At 64.8% G+C, this 21,205-nt stretch carries 18 protein-coding genes; 11 read left to right on the top strand and 7 right to left on the bottom strand.

The features are described 5' to 3' along the window. Positions 1 to 126: 126 nt before the first annotated feature. From trmB to QM797_RS05020, 4 genes are all read left to right on the top strand, one after another. Positions 127 to 885, top strand: coding sequence for a tRNA (guanosine(46)-N7)-methyltransferase TrmB (gene trmB / locus QM797_RS05035; protein WP_283274053.1), 759 nt, complete (start codon positions 127 to 129; stop codon positions 883 to 885). Then, positions 882 to 1,586: an NYN domain-containing protein gene (locus QM797_RS05030; protein WP_371833796.1), complete on the top strand. Its 705-nt coding sequence runs from the start codon at positions 882 to 884 to the stop codon at positions 1,584 to 1,586. The genes trmB and QM797_RS05030 overlap by 4 nt, the downstream gene beginning before the upstream one ends. After that, positions 1,587 to 4,682 carry an MMPL family transporter gene (locus QM797_RS05025; protein ID WP_283274052.1) on the top strand — a complete coding sequence of 1,032 codons (3,096 nt, stop codon included), beginning with the start codon at positions 1,587 to 1,589 and terminating at the stop codon, positions 4,680 to 4,682. Positions 4,683 to 4,817: 135 nt separating this feature from the next. Next, on the top strand, positions 4,818 to 6,971 hold the full coding sequence (locus tag QM797_RS05020) for an MMPL family transporter (protein WP_502942266.1): 2,154 nt from the start codon (positions 4,818 to 4,820) through the stop codon (positions 6,969 to 6,971). 77 nt (positions 6,972 to 7,048) lie between these two features. Here the strand turns inward: QM797_RS05020 and QM797_RS05015 are convergent, their stop codons facing one another. From QM797_RS05015 to QM797_RS05005, 3 genes are all read right to left on the bottom strand, one after another. Next, a complete protein-coding gene (locus QM797_RS05015) occupies positions 7,049 to 9,004 on the bottom strand; it encodes a DUF2339 domain-containing protein (RefSeq protein ID WP_283274051.1) in 1,956 nt (651 codons plus the stop codon). Positions 9,005 to 9,078: 74 nt separating this feature from the next. Continuing rightward, entirely contained in the window at positions 9,079 to 9,729 is a 651-nt protein-coding gene (locus tag QM797_RS05010) for a DUF1707 SHOCT-like domain-containing protein (protein WP_283274050.1), read from the bottom strand. A gap of 21 nt (positions 9,730 to 9,750) precedes the next feature. After that, positions 9,751 to 10,863 carry a glycosyltransferase gene (locus QM797_RS05005; RefSeq protein ID WP_283274049.1) on the bottom strand — a complete coding sequence of 371 codons (1,113 nt, stop codon included), beginning with the start codon at positions 10,861 to 10,863 and terminating at the stop codon, positions 9,751 to 9,753. Between the two features lie 101 nt (positions 10,864 to 10,964). Here QM797_RS05005 and QM797_RS05000 point away from each other — a divergent pair, with 101 nt between their 5' ends. Then, positions 10,965 to 11,363, top strand: a complete 399-nt coding sequence (locus QM797_RS05000) for a MarR family transcriptional regulator (protein WP_283274048.1) — start codon at positions 10,965 to 10,967, stop codon at positions 11,361 to 11,363. Positions 11,364 to 11,365: 2 nt separating this feature from the next. Here QM797_RS05000 and QM797_RS04995 read toward each other — a convergent pair whose 3' ends face one another. From QM797_RS04995 to QM797_RS04980, 4 genes are read right to left on the bottom strand one after another with little or no spacing between them, the layout of a single operon-like run. Continuing rightward, positions 11,366 to 11,587 carry an autophagy-related protein 2 gene (locus tag QM797_RS04995; protein WP_283274047.1) on the bottom strand — a complete coding sequence of 74 codons (222 nt, stop codon included), beginning with the start codon at positions 11,585 to 11,587 and terminating at the stop codon, positions 11,366 to 11,368. Positions 11,588 to 11,624: 37 nt separating this feature from the next. Then, complete coding sequence (locus QM797_RS04990) at positions 11,625 to 12,251, bottom strand: response regulator (protein WP_283275286.1); 627 nt, start codon at positions 12,249 to 12,251, stop codon at positions 11,625 to 11,627. Between the two features lie 29 nt (positions 12,252 to 12,280). Further along, positions 12,281 to 13,450, bottom strand: coding sequence for a MacS family sensor histidine kinase (macS, locus tag QM797_RS04985; protein ID WP_283274046.1), 1,170 nt, complete (start codon positions 13,448 to 13,450; stop codon positions 12,281 to 12,283). Beyond that, a complete protein-coding gene (locus QM797_RS04980) occupies positions 13,437 to 14,684 on the bottom strand; it encodes an AI-2E family transporter (protein WP_502942265.1) in 1,248 nt (415 codons plus the stop codon). The genes macS and QM797_RS04980 overlap by 14 nt, the downstream gene beginning before the upstream one ends. 73 nt (positions 14,685 to 14,757) lie before the next feature. Here QM797_RS04980 and QM797_RS04975 point away from each other — a divergent pair, with 73 nt between their 5' ends. The 6 genes from QM797_RS04975 (at position 14,758) to QM797_RS04950 (ending at position 21,156) form a co-directional block, all read left to right on the top strand. Then, positions 14,758 to 16,233, top strand: coding sequence for an adenylate/guanylate cyclase domain-containing protein (locus QM797_RS04975; RefSeq protein WP_283275284.1), 1,476 nt, complete (start codon positions 14,758 to 14,760; stop codon positions 16,231 to 16,233). A 9-nt stretch (positions 16,234 to 16,242) separates the two neighbouring features. Continuing rightward, a complete protein-coding gene (locus QM797_RS04970; RefSeq protein WP_283274045.1) occupies positions 16,243 to 17,373 on the top strand; it encodes a lysylphosphatidylglycerol synthase transmembrane domain-containing protein in 1,131 nt (376 codons plus the stop codon). Between the two features lie 109 nt (positions 17,374 to 17,482). Next, complete coding sequence (locus QM797_RS04965; RefSeq protein WP_283274044.1) at positions 17,483 to 18,034, top strand: YceI family protein; 552 nt, start codon at positions 17,483 to 17,485, stop codon at positions 18,032 to 18,034. Between the two features lie 156 nt (positions 18,035 to 18,190). Beyond that, positions 18,191 to 18,565 carry a DUF3054 domain-containing protein gene (locus QM797_RS04960; protein ID WP_283274043.1) on the top strand — a complete coding sequence of 125 codons (375 nt, stop codon included), beginning with the start codon at positions 18,191 to 18,193 and terminating at the stop codon, positions 18,563 to 18,565. 134 nt (positions 18,566 to 18,699) lie between these two features. Then, a complete protein-coding gene (gene nhaA, locus QM797_RS04955; protein WP_283274042.1) occupies positions 18,700 to 20,016 on the top strand; it encodes a Na+/H+ antiporter NhaA in 1,317 nt (438 codons plus the stop codon). Positions 20,017 to 20,058: 42 nt separating this feature from the next. Beyond that, positions 20,059 to 21,156: a serine hydrolase domain-containing protein gene (locus QM797_RS04950; protein ID WP_283274041.1), complete on the top strand. Its 1,098-nt coding sequence runs from the start codon at positions 20,059 to 20,061 to the stop codon at positions 21,154 to 21,156. Positions 21,157 to 21,205 lie beyond the last annotated feature (49 nt).

Below are 21,205 nucleotides of genomic sequence, written 5' to 3'. Positions count from 1 at the left end.
TGAGCTGGACGACCCGCCCCGGAGAATTGCACTGTTGTAATTAGTCGCGCCTTTCCTGCCCCTGATCAGCGGCAGGACGCCAAGTCTCAACTTCAACTCGAGACCCACGTGTCACACGCCCCGTGGATGCGCGACAATGGACCCGTGAACGAGTCTCAGGACACCTCTGTCGACATCGAGGAGAACGCAGCGCGCACCCACGAACGGGGCTCACGGCTGTACCCACGAGTGACGAGCTTCCGCTCTCGGCGTGGAGCGCTGACCGAGGCTCAACAGAGCACCTGGGACAATCTGTGGCCGCGCATCGGCCGAGATGTCGCCGACGAGCAGATCGACATCGACACCTGGTTCGGCCGCAGCGGACCGGCGATTCTCGAAATCGGGTCGGGTACCGGCACGGCCACCACGGCGATGGCCTCGGCCGAGCCGCACGTCAACCTCATGGCCGTCGAGGTCTACCGTCCCGGCCTGGCGCAGACGCTGCAGCAGATCGAACGAGAAGGCATCGAGAACATCCGGCTGCTTCGCGGTGACGCAATGGACGTGCTCGAGAACATGCTGTCGTCGGAGTCGTTGACCGGAGTCCGGGTCTTCTTTCCCGATCCCTGGCCCAAGGTTCGCCACCACAAGCGTCGCCTGCTGCAAGGGCCGACCTTCGCGATGATCGCGGATCGACTGAAGCCGGGCGGCGTTCTGCACGTGGCCACCGATCATGCCGAATACGCTGAGTGGATTGCCGAGGCCGGGAACGCCGAACCCGGTTTGACCGTTCTCGATTGGGAATCGCCCATGACGCACGAGCGGCCGGTGACCAAGTTCGAGGGCAAAGCACAGCTGGTCGGCAGCTCGGTGACGGAATTGATCTGGGGAAAGAAGACAGCATGAGCGTCAGTACGGACATGCCCGACACAGTGGTCGACCCCTCCGCACTCGGCGCGATCGGTGAATCGCGCCACAGCAAGCGCGTCCTGCTGGTCTGGGACGCCCCCAATCTGGACATGGGGCTGGGCGCAATTCTGGGTGGTAGACCCACCGCCGCCTACCGCCCACGGTTCGATGCGCTGGGCCGTTGGCTGCTCAGCCGCACCGCCGAACTTTCCACCTCGGGCACCGCCACTCTCGAACCCGAGGCGACGGTGTTCACCAATATTGCTCCCGGTAGTGCCGATGTCGTCCGACCCTGGGTCGAAGCATTGCGTAACGTGGGCTTCGCGGTGTTCGCCAAGCCCAAGGTCGACGAAGACAGCGATGTCGACGCCGACATGCTCGACCACATCGACTTCCGCAACCGTGACGGCGGCCTCGCCGGGGTCATGGTCGCGTCCGCCGACGGTCAAGCGTTCAAGGGCCCGCTGGAGGCCATCGCAGCAACCGGAGTGCCGGTACAGGTACTCGGCTTCCGGGAGCACGCAAGCTGGGCTGTCACGTCGGACATCCTGGAATTTCTCGATCTCGAGGACATTCCGGGCGTCTTCCGTGAGCCGCTGCCACGGGTGAGTCTCGATTCCCTCCCCGACGAGGGCGCGTGGCTGCAGCCCTTCCGACCGCTGTCCGCCCTGCTCGTCGGGCGCCAAGGAGTTTCTTAAGTGTTCGCCAGATGGGGAGACATCGTCTACCGGCTGCGGTACACCGTTATCGGTGTCATGGTGGCCGGGCTGCTGGGCTTCGCAGCCTACGGTCTCGATCTCAACAGCCATCTCAGTCAGAGCGGTTGGGACGATCCGACCTCGGAATCGGCCCAGGCTGCCCGTCTGGCGGACAACACGTTCGGTCGCGACAAGCAGGGTGACGTCATCGTCCTCTACACCGCGCCCGACGGCTCGACCATCGACGATCCGGCGTTCCAGTCGGCGATCACCAATAATTTGAACTCTCTGGTTGCCGACCATCCGGACCAGATCGAGAAGATCAACGGCACTTACTTCCCCGGGACGGGCGCGCCCAACCTCGCCGCACTCGGCACCACCGACAAGCAGCACGCCATTGCCAGCATTGCGATCAACGGTGCCAACGACACCGAACTGACGAACAACTATCAGGCCGTCAAGGACGTCTTCTACATCGACGGCGTCAACGTGCAGGTGACCGGACTCCAGGCCGTGGCAGGTGCGTTGCAATCCACGATGGCCGGCGACATCGCGCGCATGGAGATACTGGCCATCCCGGCCGTTGCGGTGCTGCTGTTCTTCATCTTCGGTGGCGTGGTGGCCGCCGCCCTCCCGTTGATCATCGGTGGCCTGACGGTCGTCGGAGCCAACGGCATCGTCAAGGTGTTCACCAACTTCACCGAGGTCAACTCGTTCGTTGCGCCCGTGGTCTCGCTCGTCGGCCTCGGTCTGGCCATCGACTACGGGCTCTTCATCGTCTCGAGATTCCGAGAAGAACTCGGCGACGGCTACTCGACGCCACAGGCCGTGCGCCGCACGGTCATGACGGCCGGTCGCACCGTGGTGTTCTCGGCGACGATGATCGTCGCCTCGCTCGGTGGCCTGCTGCTCTTCCCACAGGGCTTCCTGAAGTCGGTGGCCTATGGTTCCATCGCCACCGTCGCGCTCGCGGCACTGACGGCCATCACGATTCTGCCCGCCATGCTCTCGATCCTCGGCCCACGCGTGGACGCGCTGGGTCTGAAGTTCATGCGCAAGACCAAGTCGAGCGAGGAGATCGAGAACGGCATGTGGGGCCGCCTCACCCGCTGGGTGATGCGCAACCCAGTCAAGGTCACCGTGCCCATCGTGCTCGGTCTGGTGCTGCTGACGCTGCCCGTCGGCAACATCAAATTCGGCGGCATCAACGAGACCTACCTGCCTCCCGACAACGTCACCCGCGAAGCGCAGGGCGAATTCGACACCCTGTTCCCGGGTCAGCGCACCGAGCCCATCAAACTCGTGATCAGCAATGCGCAGGGTCCCAACCTTGCGGCAATCACGACTCAGGCGAACAACGCGCCTGGGTTGGTCGAGCAGTTCACGCCGGTCGGTGCCAGCAAGGACGGCATCATCGTCTTCAAGGCCGGACTGGTCGATCGCAACGACTCCAAACCCGCCATCGACTTCCTCCGCAGCATCGACGTACCCGACGGGGCGTCGGTCCTCGTCGGTGGCACGCCCGCCATCGAGCAGGACTCGATCAGCGCACTCATCGACAAATTGCCGCTGATGGCCGTGCTCGTGGTGTTCATCGTGACGCTGCTGATGTTCCTGACGTTCGGATCGTTGGTGTTGCCGATCAAGGCGGTGCTCATGACCGTCCTCGGTCTCGGGGCGACCATGGGCATTCTGACGTGGATATTCATCGACGGCAACGGTGCGGGGCTGATGAATTTCACCCCTGGTCCGATCATGGCTCCGGTGTTGGTGCTGATCATCTCGATTGTGTTCGGCTTGTCCACCGACTATGAGGTGTTCCTACTTTCACGCATGGTCGAGGCACGCGAAAAGGGTGCCAGCACAAGCGAAGCCATCCGCATCGGAACCTCGCATACCGGACGTATCATCACTGCCGCGGCTCTGATCCTCATCGTTGTAACCGGAGCGTTCGCATTCTCCGATCTGGTGATGATGAAGTACATCGCGTACGGCATGATCGCCGCACTCATCATCGACGCCACTCTCATCCGCATGTTCCTCGTGCCCGCCACGATGAAACTGCTCGGCGACGATTGCTGGTGGGCTCCGCAGTGGATGAAGCGAATTCAGCGCAAGCTCGGACTCGGCGAGACCATCCTCGAAGACGAGCTCCTCCCCATCGCCGACGTACCAGAGCTCGCCCTCGCCGGGGGTGCACCGTCCACCACGATCGCACCGCCGCTACGTCCGGCACCGCGCCGCAGCGAACCGCTCACCGAGCCCATTCCTGTTGTTGCGCCCCATGGTTCGGGCCCCATCCGGGCGACCCACGCCGCAAAAGAAGAGTCCAGGCGCAGTGTGACGGGACGGCCGGCAACACCACCCGAGCCGACCCGCGCAACTCCGGCCGCTCCCCCGGCGCAGCAAGCTCCGCGCTCTGCCCCGAGTCAGCCGACGCCGCCACGTCCACGTCCGACCGTCGAGCCGGAGCCGACCCAGGCCGCAGACGTCGTTCGGCCTGCGCCCCCGGTCGATCCGGTTGCAGATTCTCCGTCGGCCGAGCCGTCGCGCACACCGAGTGCACCGCGGCCGCCGGTCGCACCGCCCAGCCGACCCCGACCCCGACCAGCGCGAGCACCTCGAGCCGAGGAACCGGATTCACGGTCCATCGAGAGCTGGCTCGCCGATCTTCGCGCACCCAGTGCGTCGCCTCCGAGTCGGCCGAACACGCCCGTCAACGGATCCCATCGGAACGGTCATGGCGAGAACGGCTCCGCTCAGAACGGCTCCGCATCGAACGGGTCCGCCGGAAGCAGCTCGAATCGAAACGGCAACGGCAGCAACGGGTCCGAGCATCATGTGTCCGAGCACAACGGCAGCAACGGGTCCGAGCATCATGTGTCCGAGCACAACGGCACCAATGGATCCGAACACACCGGGTCCGAACGCAATGGCACCAACGGATCCGCGTCGAACGAGTCGGACAGGCCGTCGGGCCGTCGGGCAGCACCCGCAACCGAGGGTGGCGACAGTGGCCGTCATCGCGGCGGCGAGAACGGGCACGTACTCAGTGTCAGCGAATTGCTTGCGAGGGAACGCAACCGTTCACGTTGATCGAACGCTGCCGCGCATGTGAGCGACTCACCTGCATAGGTCGTTGCGCAGGCTACACTCCTGCCTCGTAGTGGGGGTCGGAGTTTCATTCGCGAGGCGGTGACGCCGCGTGCACCGAGGGGGAGTTACACACACGTGTTCGTTCGATGGGGAAACTTCGTCCACCGTCTTCGGTACAGCGTTCTCGGGGTGATGGTGGCCGGGCTGGCGATCTTGGCGGCGTACGGCTGGGATCTACCGGACCACTTGAGCCAGAGCGGATTCGACGATCCGACGTCGCAGTCGGCCGCGGCCAGCAATCTCGCTGACGAGACGTTCGGGCGTGACACCCAGGGCGATGTCATCGTGCTCTACACCGCTCCCGAGGGCTCTGACATCGATGATCCGTCGTTCGATGCAGCCATCACCGAGAACCTCGATTCGCTGGTCGCCGACCACCCCGACCGCATCGCGAAGATCAACGGCAGCTATTTCAGAACCGCGGAAGCACCCGTGCTCGCGGCGCTCGGCACCGCCGACAAGCAGCACGCCATCGCCAGTATCGCGATCGTCGGAAGCAACGACACCGAACTGACCGAGAACTTCCAGGCCGTCCAGAACGCCTTCTACATCGACGGTGTCGATGTGCAGGTCGCCGGACAACAGGCGGTGGCTGCCTCCCTGCAGTCGACGATGACCGACGACATCCATCGCATGGAGGTCCTCGCGATCCCCGCCGTCGCGGTGCTGCTGTTCTTCGTCTTCGGCGGTGTCGTTGCTGCCGCGCTCCCCCTCATCGTCGGCGCGCTGACGGTCATCGGAGCCAACGGCATCGTGAAGCTCTTCACCCACGTCACCGAGGTCAACACCTTCGTCGCGCCGGTGGTGTCGCTGGTGGGGCTGGGCTTGGCGATCGACTACGGCCTGTTCATCGTCTCCCGTTTCCGAGAGGAGCTGGGCGACGGCCGATCGACGCCCGATGCGGTCCGTCGAACAGTCATGACGGCCGGTCGCACGGTGGCGTTCTCGGCGACGATCATCGTCGCGTGCCTCGGTGGCCTGTTGCTGTTTCCGCACGGGTTCCTGCGATCGGTCGCCCTGGGTTCGATTGCGACGGTCGCTCTCGCGGCACTGAACGCGATCACCATCCTGCCGGCCATTCTGTCGATTCTCGGCCCACGCGTCGATGCCCTCGGCCTCGCGTTCATGCGCAAGACGAAGTCCTCGGAGGAGATCGAGAACGGCAGGTGGGGCAAGCTCACGCACTGGGTGATGCGCAATCCCAAAAAAGTGGTCGTCACCATCGTTCTCGGACTGCTGGCCCTGACATTGCCCATCGGTAATCTCGCGTTCGGCGGAATCAACGAAACGTATCTGCCACCGGACAATCCGACGCGGGTGGCGCAGGAACAGTTCGACGAGTTGTTCCCCGGCCAGCGCACCGAGCCCATCAAGCTGGTGATCCAGAACGCGCAGGGTCCCACACTCGGAGCCATCACCACCCAGGCGAACAACGCACCCGGCCTGATCGAGCAATTCACCCCGGTCGGTGCCAGCAAAGACGGCATCATCGTTTTCAAGGCCGGGTTGATCGACCGTAACGACAGCGCGCCCGCCATCGAATTCCTCCGCAGCATCGACACTCCGGACGGCACGACGTTGCAGGTGACGGGAACGCCTGCGATCGAACGGGATTCGATCGATGCGATGGTCGACCGCCTACCTCTGATGGCGGCACTGGTCGTCATCGTCGTCACGGTACTGATGTTCCTGACGTTCGGATCGCTGGTGCTGCCCATCAAGGCGGTACTGATGACGACGCTCGGGCTCGGGTCGACGATGGGCATTCTGACGTGGATCTTCATCGACGGCCATGGAGCTGGGTGGATGAATTTCACACCCGGACCGATCATGGCGATGATCCTGTTGCTGATCGCGGCAATCGTCTTCGGACTCTCCACCGACTACGAGGTATTCCTCCTGTCCCGGATGGTAGAGGCTCGCGAAAAGGGCTCCAGTACAAGCGAAGCCATCCATATCGGCTCCTCTCACACCGGACGCATCATCACCGCTGCGGCCTTGATCCTCATCGTCGTCACCGGAGCGTTCGCGTTCTCGGATCTGGTGATGATGAAGTACATCGCCTACGGCATGATCGCCGCTCTGATCATCGACGCGACAGTCATCCGCATGTTCCTGGTGCCTGCGACGATGAAACTGCTCGGCGACGCCAGCTGGTGGGCACCGGCTGGAATGAAACGAATGCAACGCAAGCTCGGACTGGGCGAGACAGTCCCGAAAGACGACTGACGCGTCTGCCCCGCAACGCGTGAATGGACCACTGCACCGCCGAGACGTGTGCAAGGGTCCATTGACGCAGCAGGGGATCAGGAAGAAACTGCTGCACTCTCCCGATCAGCGAACACCTTGGCGTATCGGGTGCCCGCGATCAGCAGCAACATACCCACCGCGATGAAGGCGATGACGCGGAACAGTCCGTCCAGCGCGACCAGGTCGAACAGGAACAGCTTCGCGATGGCCGCCGCCGTGAGGGCCAGTCCGGCCACGAGTGCCACATGGGCGTGCGTGACGCTACGCAGCCCGAAGGCCAGGAGCGCGAAGGCTGCGATCATCCACTCGATGGTCGCAGCAGTGTGACCTGCCGTGAATCCTGTTGTCTCGCCGCCGATTCCGATGCCGAGCGTGACTGTCGCCGCCGTCAGTCCGTAGAGCGCGAGGACACCGCAGACGATGGCGAGGGTCTGCATTCCGTCGTCGACCAGGTCCAATTCGGCCAGTACATAGGCGAAGGCGAAGGCCGTTGCTGCCAGCAGGATTCCACCGATCACGATGCCGGCACTGCCGACGGCGAAATCGGAGTCCAACAGCGCCCGGGGCGGGCAGACCGAGACGAACATCAGTGCCCCGATCACGCCGAACCCGCTGCCGATCAGGTACGCAAGTGTCGAGCGAGTGCTGTGCGCCACGGCGAGCAGAGCGAGAGCGACAGCGAACAGCACGACCGGACGGATCTCGAGGGTCGTCGACTCGACTGCAGCCTGCAACGTGGCCAGGGCACCGATCACCGCGACCGTGATGCGAGCATGTTGCGGCAACCAGCTCACCACAGCCACGATCGCCACTGCTGCAGCAGCAAGGACCAGTTGAAGGGTGACGGTAACACCGCGGTCGAAGATGTCGACGGAGAGCAGGACAGGGAGCGCCGGCAGGGCGATCATCACGGTCGCAACCACATCGGAGACGTTGCGGCGCAGCAACTCCAACGACATTCCGATACCGAGCACTGCCGTGAGCACGATGGCGAGGAGCAGCCAGTAGTTATCGGTCGAGCCGTTCATGTCGGCAGTGGCGACCGCAGCCAACACCGCGCCGACGAGGGGAACGGTCCGAACAACCTGCAGGATCTGCCAATTCCGACCGATCTGGGCGGGGAAGCCGGCGACATAGGTGGCGATGAAGAATGCGATCAACGCCAGGGTGAGGCCCTCGGTCAGTACCGGGCCGCACACCGCGACGCCGGCCAGAATCAACACTGCCATCGGCTGCGACTTCCACGCCGCCGCCAGAGCTGTTCCGGCAGCTGCGATTCCGAATGCGACGATCAGCCCGATCACGGGATCGAGCCAGCCGTACAGAACGGACGTCGCAAGCACGTCGAGGTACAGGCCCGCGATGCCGGTGGCAGCGAGAGCAATTCCGCCGACCCGTCCACCCGAGCGCCCGAACACCCGAACGCCCGCACCGATCAGCGCGAGGGAGAAGACGGCTCCAGCTGCGACCCGCAGCGGCGGGCCGAACCACCCCGCCTGTGCCGCGAGCACCAACAGCATCACGACACCGACGAGGGTGACGCCGGCCCCGGCGACGGCCAACAGACGACTGATGACCCCGTCGCGCTGCCACCAGGGCTCCCTCGGCGGAGCGGGCGGACGCGGCGCAACTACTGGCCCACGCGGCGCTGCGACCGGGCCAGGGGCAACCGGCTGCGTGCGACCCACCGGCTGGGCCGCCGACTGGGCCACCGGCTGACCCGCGGGCTGTCCCATGGTCCGGTACATCGGCTGACCGTAGTTCTGCGGCGGCAGCTGCTGCGGCACGAAAGGCGTCGGCGCATAGGACACTGCAACGGGAGCGGGCGGCGCCGGGGCATGGGCCTGGGTAGCACGAGCAGGAGCAGGAGCCTGGGGAGCGGCACCGAGTTGCGACTGCAGGGTCTGCAGATCGACGGCCACCTGACGCATGTGGTCGCCCAGGGAATCGAAACGACTGGACAGTCGCGCGACGAGTTGCGGATCCAGCCCGGAGTTCTGGGAAGAAGTCATGGGTTAGATACTGCGAGCATTGCCGCCGAAAAGCGTGAGTAGTGCTACTCGGTTGTCTCGAGTAGAACGGCCGGCTAGCCGAACATCCTGCGGATGGAACTGCCGAAGGGATGTTTTGCGGTCACCGAGCCCAGGCGGACCTTGCCCGACACGACAAGATGCAGCGGCCCGTAGGGCGGGCCGGTGCGGACCTTGTTGGTGGCGCTGCCCGCCACCGTGTCGACACCGTTGAGGTCGACGGTCGCTTCGGTGGGCACGATCAGTGTCACGGTGCTGCAGTAGTCGTCGACGTGTATCTCGACCACCTGCGTCGACATGACTGCCTGGGTGAAGTCGAGCGTCACCGTGGACATGCGGGTGGAGACGCGCAGGCTCGGCGGCACGTCCCACGGTCCCTTGCGGGTGATCGTGGACATGGTGCCGCGCAGTGTGTCCGACGCGCCGCTGGTGTGCCCCCAATGCTCCTGAACAACACGGCGTGGGGGCTGTTGTGGGGTCGGCGTGGCGAAGGTTTTCAGTGCCGGGCGGTGCTCCTCGGCGATCTGCATCCCGGGCAGGTCGGCCAGTACCGAGTTCAGCTCACCGCGGGTCTTCGACGCCAGAGCAGTGTCCATTCGCTCGGTGAACTCACCGAGCGAGAGCATGCCCTGGCCCACGGCGCGCTGCAGCAATTGCCCGACGTGTTCACGCTCGGCATCGGACACTCGCAGATCCCTTGCCTCCATGCACTCAGGGTAGCGAAGATCTCAGGCTGCGCGACCGCCGAGAACCGACAGCATTCCGGACACCGACGCGGGCCAACCGAACTCTTCGGCGCGCAGTCTCGACGCGGTGCGCCGTCCGTCGACCGGCAGTTCGAGTACTCGCTCGATCTCCGCGGCGAATCCATCTGCAGTGTTCTTCGAGGATCCCCCGCAGTGCGGGGTGACGATCTGGGCCAATGCCGAGGACTCGGAGACGACGACGGGTGTACCTGCTGCCAGTGATTCCAGCGCGGCAAGTCCGAAGGTTTCGTGTGGGCCGGGTGCGAGAGCGATGTCGGCCGAGGCCAGCAGCGCGGCGACGGTCGATCTGCCTGCTACGAAACCGAGGAAGTCGACGGGTAGGCCGCGGGCGCGTCGTTCGAGGCCAGCGCGACGGGGGCCATCGCCGGCAATGACCAATCGAGCACGTGTGCCCGAATCAATCAGCGCAGCAAGGGAATCGATACTTCTCTCGACGTGCTTCTCCACCGACAGCCGGCCACAGTGAACCAGCAGGCGATCGGCGTCGCCCAACCATGCCGATCGGTCGACCACCCGCCGACGGCGCGGGTGAAACAGGTCGAGATCCACCCCGAGCGGCACCCGATGAACGTTGCCGACGCCGATGCGCTCGAACTCCCGTTGCGCGAACTCGGTGGTACACACAACGGCGTCGTACTGCTCGGCGGTGCGAAGATTCGCCAGATCGGCACAGGGCCGGGCGCAGCGCATCGGCATCGTCTGCGCGAGCAGACGGTCGAGGCGTTCGTGGGAAATCATCACGCTCCGCACATCCCGCCGTGCGGCCCACCTACCCATGCCGCGCAGCGTCAGCCGGTCCGACACTTCGATGACGTCCGGCCGCAGCCCGGACGCCACTGCGGACACCCGGCGCGGGTCCGCCACGCGGTAGCCGCCGGTGCCTGGGATCTGCGGTGCGGGCACCTCGATGCGCACCACTCCCGAGGGCAGCAGTTCTTCGCTCCACAGTGCGCCTGGCACGATCAGCGTCACGTCGTGACCAGCAGCGACGTAACCCGATCCGAGCTGGTCGACGGCCGTCCGCAAACCACCGGACCGCGGGCCGTAGAAGTTTGCCACTTGGACGATGCGCACCCGCTCAGTCTCCTCATCCGCGCGTCCACCGGGCACCGCGGCGATGGACAGTGGCCCAACCCTCGAGAAATTTCTGTGTGGGGATCGCTACCAGCGGGTAGATGGAACAGATGCGAGTGACACTGCAATTCACCGGAAACGCCGCCGCGCCCGATGTCTGGGAGCGCTACATGGAGCCGACGGCATGGAGGACCTGGGCTCCCCAGATCATCGGCGTCGAATACCGCGGGGAGCGACTCACCCCGGACACCACCGGCCGAGTGCTGGGCCCGCTGGGATTGCCGATCGACTTTCGGGTGCATTCGGTCGACGAGCGCTCGTGGACCTGGGCATGGTCGGCGTGGTTCCAGAACCATGCCATCGGGGTCGACCTGACGCACGGAGTCGTCTCACAGCCCAACGGGACCAGGGCCTGGCTGACGATCGACGGACCGATGGCCTTGGTTCTGCCATACATCCCGGTCGCCAAGTTCGCGCTCGGCAAACTGTGTGCGCAGTAGCGCTACTCGGAGCGCGTGACGGTCTTCTCGCCGGATTTGTCGGCGACGTGGGTCGGCTCGGGCGTCGGTAGGGAAGGCTTCTCCCCCGATCCGTCGAGATGGCCGTCGAACTCGTCGATCGCTTCGTCGCGTTCGGCATCGGTCTGATCGAGATCGGCATCGACACCTTTCGAGTGCTTCGCCGGGTCGACGGTGGTGTCCACTGCATCTTCGCTGTCGGTCATGGGATGCAGAGTGCCCCGCTGCTGCCGACACAAACCCCTAGAGGCCCTTCTCGATGGCGTAGCGGGTCAGTTCGACGCGATTGGCCAGCTGCAATTTCCGCAACGTCGCCTGCACATGGTTCTCGACAGTGCGGTGACTGAGCGTCAATCGCGTCGCAATCTGCTTGGCGCTCAGACCCTTTGCCACCAGTCGCAGGACCTCGGTTTCCCGGTCGGTCAGCGTCGGGCGAGCGTCGGATTCCGGTTCGGGCGACGACGACATCCGCCGAAACTCCCCGAGGACCAGACCCGCGAGGCCGGGAGTGAACACCGCTTGCCCGGCCGATGTCGCGCGGACGGCGTCGAACAGTTCCTCCGCCGATGCACTCTTGACCAGGTAACCCGTCGCACCCGCCTTGATCGCGTCGAGCACGTCGCTGCGTTCGGCAGAGGCGGAGAGCACCAGAATCTTGGTCTCGGGCGACGCCTCCAGGACAGCGACGGTGGCGTCGGCTCCGTTGCCGTCGGGCAGGTGCATGTCCATCAGCACGACGTCAGGAGTGGTGGCTCGGGCGCGGCGCCCGGCAGCGGCGACGCCGTCCGCTGTGGCGACGACCCTGAATCCGGCGGCCTCGAGATCACGGGCGACGCCGTCGCGCCACATCGGGTGATCGTCGACGACCATCACCGCAATCTCGGCATTCGTTTCCTCTGTCATCCCGGTTCCTTCGTTCGAGGAAGACGAATCTCCCATTCGGTCCCCTCGCCGTCGGCGGTATCGAGCAGTGCTGTGCCACCGAGGGATTCGACGCGGCCCAGAATCGATTTCGAGACGCCCATCCGGCCCTCGGCTTCGGCGGCGGCGAGCCGTCCAGCCGGGATTCCGTGGCCGTCGTCGCGGATACTGACGATCAACTCACCGTCGACATCTTCGAGCAGCACGTAGGCCTTGGCATCGGCACCGGCGTGGAGTTCGACGTTGGACAGCGCTGTCGCCACGACAGCGTCGAGTTCCTCGGCCACCTCGGATTCGACGAGAACCGGATCCGCCGGAGTCGATACGGAGACAGTGGTACTCGCCTTCGTGCGCAGCAGCGCTCGCACGTCGACGATCGAGCCGGTGTGATCGCCACGCGGAGCGGCCTGTTCCGAGATCAGCACCCGCAGAGCAACTTCCTGCTCACCGGCCAGATTCGCGAGTTCGGCTGCAGGCCCCCCTATTTCGAGCCCTCGCCGGCGTACTAGGGCCAGTACCTGCAACACCCCGTCGTGCACCTGCCGGGCGAGTCGTTCACGTTCTTCGGTGATCGCGGCAGATCGGGCTGCGCGACGCAACTCTTCGTGGGCGCGCCGGGCAGTGTTCGACGCCATTCCCAATGCCAACCCGGCCGAGAGCAATACCGGGGCGGTGGCGTCGGACCAGAGGTCGGAGTCGAAGCGATCGCGAACGAGTGCGCTGACCACCGACATCACGACACCGGATGCAATCCCGCCCTTGGGGCCCAACAAGATTGCCGCGGAGATGACGGCATTGGTGGCCCACAGCGTGGTCGGCAGGGTTTGGCGAGTGCTGTACCAGTCGTAATCAGCCACCAACCGCGTCGACGCCATCAGTGCGATGACGATGATCTGATCCACTAGCACCACCTGCCAGCGCGGCAGCGATGCGCGCGCGAGCATCAGCGCCGATGCCCCGGACCACACGGCCATCAGGGCAACGAACACCCAGCTCAACCGTGGGTTGGTGTAGTTGTCGACGGTGGCAGCCTGATAGCTGACGGCGTAGACGAGGGTGATCAGGCGAAAGGCCTGCGAGGCCCGCCACAGCGGGGTGTCGGGATCGGACGAGGTGAGCGTCGTCCGCACCCGATCAGCCGTCCGCATCGTTCTTCGGGTCCGGGATCTTCAGTTCTCCCTTGGCAAGTCGATCGGGCTCGTCGGCACCGGGAGGTGTGTGCGGATCACTCGCGTCGGCGGCGTACAGCGGGTCGGTCGGCTCGAGTTCCTCGTAGACCTCTTGCGGATCGTCGGCCAGCAGCGACCGCACGGCGGTGTTGAGAACTGCGACGATCGGTACTGCGAGCAGGCCCCCGACGATGCCGGCGAGCAGAATTCCGACGGTGATGGACAGCACCACCGCCAGTGGGTGCAGCCGTACCGCGCGTCCGAGCAGAAGTGGTTGCAGCACATGCCCTTCGAGCTGCATGACGGCGATCACGATGCCGAGGGTGATGACGGCGGTGATCAGGCCCTTCGTCACCAGGGCGATGAACACGGCGACGAATCCGGTCAACACGGCACCGATGATCGGGATGAACGCGCCGATGAACACCAACGAGGCCAGCGGGAGAGCCAGCGGTACGCCGAGAATGGCGAGACCGGCACCGATGCCGATGGCATCGGCGGCCGCCACGGCAACCGTCGCGCGGACGTATCCCACCAGAGACCCGAAACCCTGAATGCCCGCGGTGCGGACCTTCCTGCGGACTCCGGTCGGCGCGAGCCTGGTGACGAACTGCCAGATCTGATCGCCGCCGTACAGGAAGAAGATGAGGGTGAACAGTGTGAGCAGTGCGCCGGTGAGAATCTCACCGATCACCGCGGCAGTAGTCAGTGCTCCACTGGTGACGGCTTCCTGGTTGTCCTGAATGACCTTGACCAGGTTGTCGGTGGCCTGCCTGATCTGGTCCTCGCTGATGTGCAGCGGTCCGTTGCTGAGCCATTCCTCGACGCCGTTGATGGACTGGGTGAATTGATCGCCCACCTGCGGTAGACCTTCGATGAACTGCTCGACGATGAAGGTCATGATCCCGGCGACGACGCCGATGCTGGCGATGATCACGATGATCACCGCGACGGCCCGCGGCACTCCGCGCCGATGCATCCAGTCCACGACCGGCACGAGCATCGCCGATGCCAGCAGCGCGAGGCCCAACGGAATCACGACGGTGCTCAGCTTCGCCACAACGTAGGCAAAAGTGATGAATCCGGCGAACAGGACAAGCAGTCGCCACGTCCATTCAGCCCCGACCCGCACCAGCGGGTGCACCGAATCTGCCGCCGAAGTGGGGTCCGGGGACGCCCCCGTACCTTGCGCCCGCAACTCGTCGGTGCTCACCCGCTAAATTTAACCTGTGCTGGCATCTTTCCGAGCGGTCTCGCTCACCCTGAAGAGTCGCTGGCCGCTCTATATGCTCTCGATGCTCATCGCCAATGTCTTCGGGGCCGTGCTCGTGTTCGCGTTCGTGCGCTACGGCCTGCCCATCCCCGAATCGGAATCGATCGTCGCCGACCGCGTCCGCAACGTGTATATCTTCGGTGCGTATCTGGGTGTCGCCCTGGTGGTGAGCCTGATCTACGCGTACACACTGCTGCGCTCGGTCATCAGGTGGCAGCTCCGCGGTGGCCCGCCCACCCGCAAGGAACAGATGACGACGCTGCACGCGCCGTTGCGTCAGGCGATCGTGCACCTGATTCTGTGGATCATCGGCGGGATCATCTTCGTGCTGCTGACCATCGCAGAGATGCCATCGCTGTCGATCGCGGTCATCGTCACCGTCGGAATGGCCGCGACGGTCACCTTCGGATTCACGTACATGCTCGGCGAGCGCATCCTGCGGCCGGTCGCGGCACTGGCTCTGAGCGAGGGCCGCTTCGACCGCACGATGACGCCCGGCGTCGGTACCCGCATGGCCATGACGTGGGGACTGGGAACGTTGATGCCCGTCATCGGCATCATCCTGCTGTGCGCCACCCAGCTGACCACAGATCTGGTGTTCTCCCCCAACGCGCTCGCCGTCGCCATCATCCTGCTCAGTGTGTTGGCCATCGTGCAGGCATTCGTACTGTCGATGCTCACTGCGAGCCAGATCTCGGACCCGATCAGCCAACTGCACAGCGCCATCGAACGCGTTCAGCGCGGCGAGACCGACGTCGAGGTCGACGTGTTCGACGGCAGCGAGATCGGGCGCTTGCAGGTCGGCTTCAACCGCATGATGGAGGAATCGGCGGAACGACGCGTCCTGCGAGAGCTGTTCGGCCAGCACGTCGGCGAGGACGTGGCGCGTCGGGCGTTGCAATTCGGAACCGAACTCGGCGGCGAAACACGATTCGTGGCGGTGCTGTTCGTGGACATGGTCGGCTCCACCGCCACGGCCTCCGAGCGCCCACCGAGCGAGGTCGTGGTGCTGCTCAACGAGTTCTTCCGCGTCGTCGTCGATGTCGTCGGACGTCATCACGGCTTCGTCAACAAATTCATGGGCGACGCGGCCCTGGCGATATTCGGAGCCCCACTCGATCGCCCGGACGCCCCCACCGCCGCGCTCGCGGCCGCCCGTGAACTGCGATTCGCACTGAACGAGATCACCGGCCTCGACATCGGCATCGGTGTCTCCGCGGGGCTGGCCGTCGCCGGCAACATCGGTGCGTCGGAACGCTTCGAGTACACGGTCATCGGAGACCCGGTCAACGAGGCGTCGCGACTCACCGAGTTGGCGAAACTGCGTCCCGGACGCGTCCTGGCGTCGACCTCGGCCCTGTACTTCGCCGACGACGAGGAACAGGAACAGTGGGAGTTGGGAGACCAGGTTCAACTGCGTGGTCGACGACGGGCCACACACCTGGCCTGGCCGATCGAGTATCCCGACGTCACACCCGGCGACAGTTAGTCTGACAAGGTGCCCGACCCCAGCTCCACCCGCGGACCCGCAGTGCGGCGTCCGCGAAACCGGCTCCGGTGGGTCAAGTGGATCGCCGGAATCGCCCTGGTGGCACTGCTGGTGGGCGAGGCGATCTACCTGTGGCCGCGGCTGCACGAATCCTGGACCGCCGTCCGCGAAATCCACTGGGGTTGGCTGGCGGCCTGCGTCCTCGCTCAAGCGGTGTCACTGAGCGCGTTCGGCCGGGTGCAGAAACAATTGCTCGACGCAGGCGGCGTGAAAGTACGTCAGCGCAAGTCCGTGGCCGTCATCTACGGCAGTACCGCGATGGCGCTCACGCTCCCCGCCGGGCAGGTCTTCTCGACGGCGTTCACCTACCGCGAGACCCGTCGCTGGGGCGCGAGCCCGGTGGTGGCGTCGTGGCAGTTGGCCATCTCCGGCGTAATCGCCGCAGCGGGACTGGCCGTCCTCGGGGTGGCCGGAGGGTTGGTCGTCGGTAGTTCGTTCAACACGTTCACCGTGGTGCTGCCGATCGCCGGAGTCATCGCGATCGTCGTCGCCGTCCGCTACATCTCGAATCATCCCCAGTCGATCAAAACCATCGCGCGCTGGGGACTGCGTCGCTACAACGCGTTCCGCAACCACGAACTCGACGCCGGGGCCGAGGGGATCGACAAGATCATCGGTCAGATTCAGTCCGTCCAGCTCGGCAAACGCGACGGAGCGCTGACGCTGTCGTGGTCGGCCGTACATCGACTCGGCGACGTGGCGTGCCTGGCGTTCGCGTGCTTCGCCGTCGGCGCAGATCCACGACTGTCCGGTTTGCTCATCGCCTTCGCGGCGGGCAAAGCCGTCGGATCCGTTCCACTTGCGCCGGGCGGCCTGGTTGTCGTCGACGCCACCCTCATCGCGTTCTTGACCAGCGCCGCATCGATCACCGCGTCGCAGGCCGTCGCCTCGGCACTGGTCTACCGCGGGGTCAGCTTCATCCTCGTCGCCATCGTCGGGTGGGTCGTTTTTCTGATGCTCTTTCGCAAGCATCAGCACGCCGATCTCGAATTCGACATTGCACTCGAACAGCAGGAGACCACCGAGCTGCGTCGCACCGAGAACATCCGGGACGCGAAGGGCGATCCGGAGCCGGCATAAACGCAGGGGCTCGGTGGCGTTCGTCACTTTTTGTTCATACGGAATATATACGGACCCCGGTCCGCTTGTGTACTATGAGCATTGAAACTTCAACCCACTAGGAGTCACCATGACCACCGCCATCGCACTTCCCGAGCTCACCGCAGGCACCTGGGCCATCGACGCAGCCCACTCCACCGTCGGATTCACCGTCCGCCACCTGGTGGTCAGCAAGGTCCGCGGCCGTTTCCAGGCCTTCACCGGCACCATCACCGTCGACGCCGACGGCACCCCGTCGGTCGACGCCGAGATCGACGTCACCTCGATCACGACCGACAACGCCCAGCGTGACGGCCACCTGAAGACCGCCGACTTCTTCGAGGTCGAGAAGTTCCCCACCGCAACGTTCAAGTCCACCTCGGTCAAGGCCGACGGCGGAGACTTCATCGTCACCGGTGACTTCACCCTCCACGGCGTCACCAACTCCGTCGACCTGAAGCTCGAGTTCAACGGCGTCAACGCCGGCATGGGTAACGGACCGGTCGCCGGCTTCGAGGCCAGCACCGTCATCAACCGCAAGGACTTCGGCATCAGCATCGACATGCCCCTCGAAGGCGGCGGCGCAGTCGTCGGCGACAAGATCACGCTGAACCTGGAAATCGAAGCCGGACTGCAGGCGTAATTTTTCAGCTTCAGCTCTCCCCCGCCGGATCAATGCGGCTTTGTTGCAGTCCAAGCGACTGAAACCCGCATTGATCCAGTCCGGGAGGTCCACCGAAAGGCCCGCACCGCATTCGCCGGTGCGGGCCTTTCGCCGTAGGTGTCTACAGTGGGGCGCGTGAAGTTTCGCACTCCCGCAGTTGCTGCCGTCCTCGACCTGCTGATGATCGTGCTGTTCGCCGCGATCGGCCGACGCAGCCATGCCGAGGCCGCCGCGCTGTCCGGCCTCTTCCACACCGCCTGGCCGTTCGTCGTCGGTGCGGCCATCGGCTGGATCGTCACGTTCGCGCTGTACCGCAACAAGTTCGACGCGTTCCTCATCGTCCCGACGGGCATCGTCGTGTGGGTGATGACGGTCGCTCTGGGCATGGTCCTGCGTGCGGTGACCGGGCAAGGAACAGCTGGGTCGTTCATCATCGTGGCAACCCTGTCCACCGCGGTTCTGCTGCTCGGCTGGCGCGCGCTCGCCAGATTTATCCCCTCGGTTCGGTGACAGGGACCTTTTCGCGATAGTGTTGCCTACGGTGCGCCGGGAAGTCTGGTCGGCAACAACTTCGTGCTGCGCGCCTACTGACTGATTTTCGGGTGGCTCACAGCGCGACGAAGCTACCGAAAGGCGTTGTCACCATGACAGATTCACCACCTTCCAAGACGCGTTTGCCGCTGTTCTCCCGCGGCTCCTGGTCCGAGGCCGAACGCGTCGCACAAATTCTCCGCAAGGAGACCGTCGGTGGCGCGCTGCTACTCGTCGCCACGATGGTCGCGTTGATCTGGGCAAACTCACCCTGGTCCGCGGCATACGACTCTCTGATGAGCACCCGCGTCGGACCCTCGGCACTGCATCTCGATCTGACGCTGTCGACGTGGGCCGCCGACGGGCTGCTGGCCATCTTCTTCTTCGTCGTCGGACTCGAACTCAAACGCGAATTCGTTGCCGGTGATCTGCGCGATCCGGCCCGCGCCGCATTGCCGGTGGCCGCGGCCGTCGGCGGAATGGCAGTTCCCGCAGTCATTTTCGTGCTGTTCAACCTTGGTACCGGGGACGGAGCCCTCCTCGGCTGGGCCATTCCCACCGCAACCGACATCGCGTTCGCTGTCGCCGTTCTCGCGGTGATAAGCACGCATCTTCCGACCGCGTTGCGGACCTTCCTGCTGACTCTGGCCGTGGTCGACGACCTCCTGGCCGTCAGTGTCATCGCAATCTTCTACACCGACGACATCAACTTCATCGCGCTCGGTCTGACGTTGATTCCGCTGGCGTTGTTCGCCGTCGCCGTGCAGATGCGCATTCGCTCGTGGTGGATTCTGATCCCACTGGCGGTCGTGACCTGGGTGCTCATGCACGAGTCGGGCGTCCACGCCACCGTCGCGGGCGTTCTGCTCGGCTTCGCCGTCCCGGTGATCCGGAGCAAGGCCAACGGCGGCCCCGATGCGGGCCCCGGACTCGCCGAACACTTCGAGCACAAGATTCGGCCCATCTCCGCGGGAATCGCGGTGCCGCTCTTCGCCTTCTGCGCGGCCGGCGTGACAGTCGGAGGCTTCTCCGGTCTGCGCAGTGCCCTCACCGATCCGATCGCCATCGGCATCATCGCCGGCCTCGTCATCGGTAAGGCCATCGGCATCTTCGGCACCACGTATCTCGTATCCCGTTTCACCAGGGCGACACTGGATGCCGGACTGAAATGGCTCGACGTCTTCGGCGTCGCAATGCTCGCGGGCATCGGCTTCACCGTGTCGCTGCTGATCGGCGACCTCGCTTTCGGCGAAGGAACTCAGCGCGACGATCACGTCAAAGTCGCTGTGCTGACCGGTTCGATCATTGCGGCCACCATCGCCTCGATCATTCTGCGAACCCGCAACAAGGCGTACCGGGACTTCTACATCGAAGAGACGCGCGACGACAACCACGACGGCATCCCGGACGTGTACCAGAACGAGAAGTAGCGATCGTTGGAATCCGGACCGCTCGGGTGACACGATGAGTCCGTGAGCGGAACCGTGCGCGAACTGTTGACCCGGCACATCGACGCCGGACTGATGCCGGGGGCGGTAGCGCTCCTGGGTGGCCCTGATGCGGAACCCATCGCGGTCGGATCATCGGCGGTCGGCGGTCCACCGATGTCGGCCGACGCCATCGTCCGGATTCAGTCGATGACCAAGATCGTCACCAGCGTGGCCGCCCTGCGGCTCGTGGAGGCGGGCCGACTGACGCTGGACGACGACGTCGTGCCCTGGCTACCCGAACTCGCCCGCCGCCCCGTGCTCACCCGCCCCGACGCTGCACTCGACGACACCGTTCCTCAGGACAGACCGATCACGTTGCGGCACTTGCTCACCAACACCAGTGGGTACGGAATTCAGATGGGAGACACCTCGCTGGCCCGGGCGATGAGGGACAACGACACCGAAGCCGGCCCCGCGCCGTCTCCGCTCGGCGCGGACGAGTGGTTGGCACGCATGGCGGATCTCCCTCTGGCTTTTCAGCCCGGTGCCGGGTGGCGCTACCACCACGGCTTCGCGATCCTCGGCATCCTCGTCTCTCGCATCGTCGGCCGGTCTCTGCAGGATCACCTCCGCGACGACCTGTTCGAGCCACTCGACATGCTCGACACCGGACTGTGGGTACCGACCGACCGGTGCCATCGCCTGACGGCGGCTTACCGGTTCGAGGTCGGGTCGTTGATCGAGACCGAACCCGCCGCAGGCGGGCCCTACGCGGGACCGCCCCCTGTCGAGGTGAGTCACGGCGAATTGGTGTCGACGGTGACCGATTTTCACCGCTTTCTTCGCGCGATCGCGACGTCGGTGTCGACCGAACACCTGGAGCTGATGAAAGATGACCAGGTGCCCGCGTCGATCAAGACCGACGAGAGTTTCTACCCGGGCTTCTGGGCGGGAATGGGGTGGGGATTCGGCGTCTCGGTCGTCACCGAAGGAGATCACCTCGGTCGGTACGGCTGGTCCGGCGGGCAGGGCACCGACTTCTTCGTCGACCCGGACGGGACAATCGGCATCTTGCTGACGCAGACCGAACTGTGCGAGTCCACCTTCGCGCTGCTGTCCGAGTTCCAGGAACTGCGCTGAATCGATCGCAGCACCTACAGTTGCCGCCGTGATCGAGAATTGTTGTCCG

This window comes from Rhodococcus sp. IEGM 1381 (assembly GCF_030056795.1).
Classification (GTDB): Bacteria; Actinomycetota; Actinomycetes; order Mycobacteriales; family Mycobacteriaceae; genus Rhodococcoides.
Note: the sequence above shows the minus strand (reverse complement) of the source record. Positions and strands in the feature narration are given on the sequence as shown.